General features: G+C 70.8%; 5 protein-coding genes. All 5 read right to left on the bottom strand.

Features of this window, described 5'->3' with window-relative positions; translation table 11 throughout:
• A partial coding sequence (locus tag ACIY1X_RS24905; RefSeq protein WP_399685958.1) for an electron transfer flavoprotein subunit beta/FixA family protein occupies positions 1 to 622 on the bottom strand: 622 nt, incomplete at its 3' end.
• Between the two features lie 24 nt (positions 623 to 646).
• On the bottom strand, positions 647 to 1,639 hold the full coding sequence (locus tag ACIY1X_RS24900) for a Bug family tripartite tricarboxylate transporter substrate binding protein (RefSeq protein ID WP_399685955.1): 993 nt from the start codon (positions 1,637 to 1,639) through the stop codon (positions 647 to 649).
• A 34-nt stretch (positions 1,640 to 1,673) separates the two neighbouring features.
• Entirely contained in the window at positions 1,674 to 2,879 is a 1,206-nt protein-coding gene (locus ACIY1X_RS24895; RefSeq protein ID WP_399685953.1) for a CaiB/BaiF CoA transferase family protein, read from the bottom strand.
• Positions 2,876 to 3,685: an oxepin-CoA hydrolase, alternative type gene (locus ACIY1X_RS24890; protein ID WP_399685950.1), complete on the bottom strand. Its 810-nt coding sequence runs from the start codon at positions 3,683 to 3,685 to the stop codon at positions 2,876 to 2,878. Before ACIY1X_RS24890 ends, ACIY1X_RS24895 begins: the two co-directional genes overlap by 4 nt.
• Positions 3,682 to 4,760: acyl-CoA dehydrogenase family protein (locus ACIY1X_RS24885; protein WP_399685947.1), on the bottom strand; the 1,079-nt coding region annotated here is incomplete at its 5' end. The genes ACIY1X_RS24885 and ACIY1X_RS24890, both read right to left, overlap by 4 nt.

Below are 4,760 nucleotides of genomic sequence, written 5' to 3'. Positions count from 1 at the left end.
CCAGCTCTTCCGGCTTGAGCGTGTCCAGCTGCTTCTTCTTGGCCTTCATGATGTTGGGCAGCGTCACGTAGCGCGGCTCATTGAGGCGCAGGTCGGCCGTGATGACCGCAGGGACCGTGAGCGTGACCGTTTCCAGGCCGCTGTCCACCTCGCGGGTGACTTTCACCTTGTCGTCTTCCACTTCCACCTTGCCGGCGAAGGTGCCCTGGGGCAGGTCCGCCAGCGCGGCCAGCATCTGGCCGGTCTGGTTGGCGTCGTCGTCGATGGCCTGCTTGCCCAGGATCACCAGGCCGGGCTGCTCCTTGTCCACCAGGGCCTTGAGCAGCTTGGCCACCGCCAGGGGCTGCAACTCCTCGGCGCTTTCCACCAGGATGCCCCGGTCCGCGCCGATGGCCATCGCCGTGCGCAGCGTCTCCTGGCACTTGGCCTCGCCGCAGCTCACGGCAATCACCTCGGTGGCCACGCCCTTTTCCTTCAGCCGAACCGCCTCCTCCACCGCAATCTCGTCGAACGGGTTCATGCTCATCTTCACGTTCGCGATGTCCACCCCCGATCCATCGCTCTTCACGCGGACCTTGATGTCCTTGTCCACCACCCGCTTGACGGGCACCAGTACTTTCATGGCTGCGCTCCTTGCTGCGTTCGTTCAGTTGACGGCGATCTTCTTGTCGCGGATGACCTTGCCCCACTTGTCGAAGTCGGTGCGGATGCGCTCGGCCATCTGCGCCGGGTCGCCGTAGGCGGCCATGGCGCCGGCCTTGACGAGCTGCTCCTGCACGCCCTTGTCGGCCAGGATCTGCTTGACCTCGGCGCTCACGCGGTCCACCACCGGCCTGGGCGTGCCCGCGGGTGCCAGCAGGCCGCCCCACGAGACGGCGTCGAAGCCCTTGAAGCCCTGCTCGGCGATGGTCTTCACGTCGGGCAGTTGCACGATGCGCTGCGGCGAGCCGATCGCGATGGCGCGCAGCTTGCCGGCCTGGATGTGCGGCAGCGCGGCCACGAGGTCGGCATACATCACCGGCACCTGCCCGCCCAGCAGGTCGGTCACGGCCGGCGTGCCGCCCTTGTAGGCGATGTGCTGCATGTCGAACTGGCCCAGGTCCTTGAGCATCTCCATCGTCAGGTGGCCGAAGCTGCCGGGGCCGGAGCTGGTGTAGTTGAGCTTGCCGCCCTCGGCCTTGGCCTTGGCGATCAGCTCGGGCAGCGTCTTCACGTCGGGCATGACGGTGGGGTTGACCACCACCACGATCGGCAGGTCGTACACCGTGGCGACGGGCGCGAAGCCCTTGTTCACGTCGTAGCCGGCCGACTTGTACAGGTGCGGCGCCAGCAGCGTGGGCGTGGCCAGCATCATGAAGGTGTAGCCGTCGGGCGCGCTCTTGGCGACGAACTGCGCGGCGATGGTGCCGGAGGCGCCGGCACGGTTCTCGACCACCACCGGCTGCTTCAGGCGCTCGGCCAGCTTCTGGCCGACCACGCGCGAGGCGGTGTCGGTGGGGCCGCCCGGCGGGAAGGGCACGATCAGCTTGATGGTCTTGGCGGGCCACTCCTGCGCGGCGGCAGGGGCGGCGGCGATGGCGGCCAGGGACAGGGTGGCGAGCGCCAGCGCGTGGCGGCGGGTGAAGGTGGTGGAAGTCATCGGTCTACGGATCTCAAGGAAGTTCGGTGGATTGCTACAGGACGCCGTCCTGCCTGAGCGCGGCGATGGCCTGGGCATCCATGCCCAGCAGCCCGCCCAGCACGCGGTCGGTGTCCTGCGAGAGCAGCGGCGGCGCGGCGCGCACGGGCATGCGCCGGCCGTCAATGCGGTAGGGCGGCGCCAGCACCTGCACGCGGCCGACCTCGGGGTTGGGCAGCTCGGCCAGCAGGCCGGCCTCGGCGGAGCGCCGCGACTGCAGCGCCTCCAGCAGGCCCAGCACCTCGCCGCAAGGGATGCCGGCAGCGGTCAGGCGCTGCAACAGCAGCTCGCGCGGCCGGCGCGCGAGTTCCGCGCGCAGTTCGGGCAGCAGCGCATGGCGGTTCTGCGAGCGGCCGGTGTTGGTGGCGAAGCGCTCGTCGGCCGCCAGGTCGGGCCGCTCGATCGCCTCGGTGCAGAAGCGCTGGAACTGCGCGTTGTTGCCCACGGTGATAACCAGCGGGCCGTCGGCCGCATCGAACACGCCGTAGGGCACGATGGAGGGGTGCGCGTTGCCGTACTTCGGCGGGTCGTCGCCCAGCAGCAGCGCCTCCATGCCGTAGTAGGCGGTGATCATCAGGCCGCAGTCGTACAGCGCCATCTCGACGTGCCGCCCCTCGCCGGTGCGCTGGCGGTCGAACAGCGCCGCCAGGATGGCCTGCGCCGAGTACATGCCGGTGAACATGTCCACCGCCGCCACGCCGAACTTGAGCGGGCCCTGCCCTTCCTCGCCGTTGAGCGCCATCAGGCCGGCCTCGCCCTGCACCACTAGGTCGTAGCCGGGGCGCGCGGCCTCGGGGCCGTCGGTGCGGTAGCCGGTGATGGAGCAATACACGACGCCGGGATTGATCGCCTTCACCGATTCGTAATCCAGCCCCATCTTCGCGATGCCGCCGAACTTGAAGTTCTGGATCACGACGTCGCTTTTGGTGGCCAGCTCGCGCACGATGCGCTGGCCCTCGGGCTTTTGCAGGTCCACGCCGACCGACTGCTTGTTGCGGTTGGCACTGTTGAAGTAGGCGGTGTTGCGCGCGCCGACACGGATGCCCCAGTCGCGCGTGTCGTCGCCGCGGCCCGGGTGCTCGATCTTGATGACCTCCGCGCCCAGGTCGCCCAGCGCCTGGGCGCACATGGGGCCGGCCAGCACGCGCGACAGGTCCAGCACGCGCACGCCGGCCAGCGGCAGGCGTTGCGATTCGCTCATCGCCGGCTCCTGAGCGCCACGTAGTCGGGCGTGCGCTTGTTCAGGAAGGCGCCGATGCCCTCGGCGGACTCCGCCGTGCCCTGCGCCTCGACCATGAACTCGGCCTCGCGGTCGAGCTGCGCGTCGAGCGTGTTCGACATCGCCTCGCGGCACAGCGTCTTGATGCGGGCCGTGGCCTGCTCGGGGCCTTCGGCCAGGCGCGCGGCCAGGGCGATGGCTTCCGCGTCCGCGCCGCCGGGCTCGGTGAGGCGGTTGACCACGCCCAGGGCGTGCAGCCGCTCGGCGCCGACGCGGTCGCCCGTCAGGCACAGCTCGGTCAGCATCTGGCGCGGCAGCACCTGGGCCAGGAAGGCGGTGGCGCCGCCGTCGGGCGTGAGGCCCACCTTGACATAGGCAACGGAGAACACGGCGTCGCGCGCCGCCACCAGCAGGTCGCAGCCCATCGCCATCGACAGGCCGGCACCGGCCGCGCCGCCTTCCACGGCGGCGACGATGGGCTTGGGGAAGTCGCGCAGCAGGCGGATCAGGCCATGCAGGCCTTCCAGCCGCTCGCGCCGGGCCTCGGGCGGGAGCTCGCGCCGTTTGGCGAGCTGGTTCAGGTCGCCGCCGGAGCAGAAGTAGCCGTCGGCGCCGGTCAGCACCACGGCGCCCACGCCGGCGTCGGTGCGCGCGGCCGTCAGCGCCTCGGCCAGCGCGTCGTACAGGCCGGCGCTGATGGCGTTGCGCTTGCCGGGCGTGTGGATCGCCAGCACCAGCACCGCGCCCTCGCGGCGGGTGAGGATGGGGGGAACGGCGGTGTCGGTCATTGCGAGGTCTCCTTGCCGAGGGCGATGTAGCGCGCGAGGTGATGGTCCTCGTCGCCGAACTGGTGGTCGATCATCACGAGGCGCTTGGCGTAGTGCGCGAGCGGCAGCTCCCAGGTCATGCCGATGCCGCCGTGGAGCTGGATGCACTCCTCCGCCACGCGCGTGCCGATGCGGCCGACGCTGTACTTGGCCGCCGACAGCGCCTTTTCGCGCGCGACTCGGTCGCTGCCGTCGATGGCGGCCGCCGCGTTGATGACGGCCGAGCGCCCCTGCTCGATCTCCAGCAGCAGGTCGGCCATGCGGTGCTGCAGCGCCTGGAAGCTGCCGATGGGCACGCCGAACTGCCTGCGGGTGCGCAGGTATTCGAGCGTGTCGCGCTTGGCGACTTCCATCGCGCCCAGCGACTCGGCAGCGAGTGCCAGCAGGCCCCAACCGGTGGCGTGCTCGAGGATGGCGGCGCCCTTGCCCTCGGCGCCCAGCAGCGCGTCGGCGCCGAGCTTCACCTGGTCCAGCGCCAGTTCCGCCGCGCGGCCGCCATCGACCTTGCGGTAGCCGCGCCAGGCAAGGCCTTGGGCGTCGCCGGGCACCAGGAAGAGCGAGAGGCCCTGCGCGTCGTCGTCCGCGCCGCCGGTGCGGGCCGAGACCAGCAGCAGCCCGGCGCGGTCGCCCAGTTGCACCACGGCCTTGGCGCCTTTCAGCACCCAGCCGTCGCCCGAACGCTCGGCGCGCGTGGCCACCTGCGTAGGCTCGTAGTGCGAGCCCGGCTCCTCGTGCGCCAGCGCCGCGACGGTGCTGCCGTCGATCAAGGAAGCGATGCGTTCCTTCTGCGCCGCGGTGCCGGCCTGCGCGATGGCGCGTCCGACGATCAGCGCACCGAGGAAGGGCTCGACCACCAGCCCCTTGCCCAGGCTCTCGAAGACCACGGCCACGTCGAAGCCGGCGCCACCGAAGCCGCCCACGTCCTCGGGGAAGAGCGCTCCCAGCGCACCGATCTCGGCCAGTTGCGACCAGCGCGCGGCATCGAAGCCTTCGTCGCTGCGCGCGATGCGGTCGCGCTCGTTGAAGCCGTACTGCT

The organism is Xenophilus sp., from assembly GCF_044462705.1.
GTDB lineage: Bacteria > Pseudomonadota > Gammaproteobacteria > Burkholderiales > Burkholderiaceae_C > Xenophilus > Xenophilus azovorans.
This window is presented reverse-complemented; position numbering and strand designations above follow the sequence as displayed.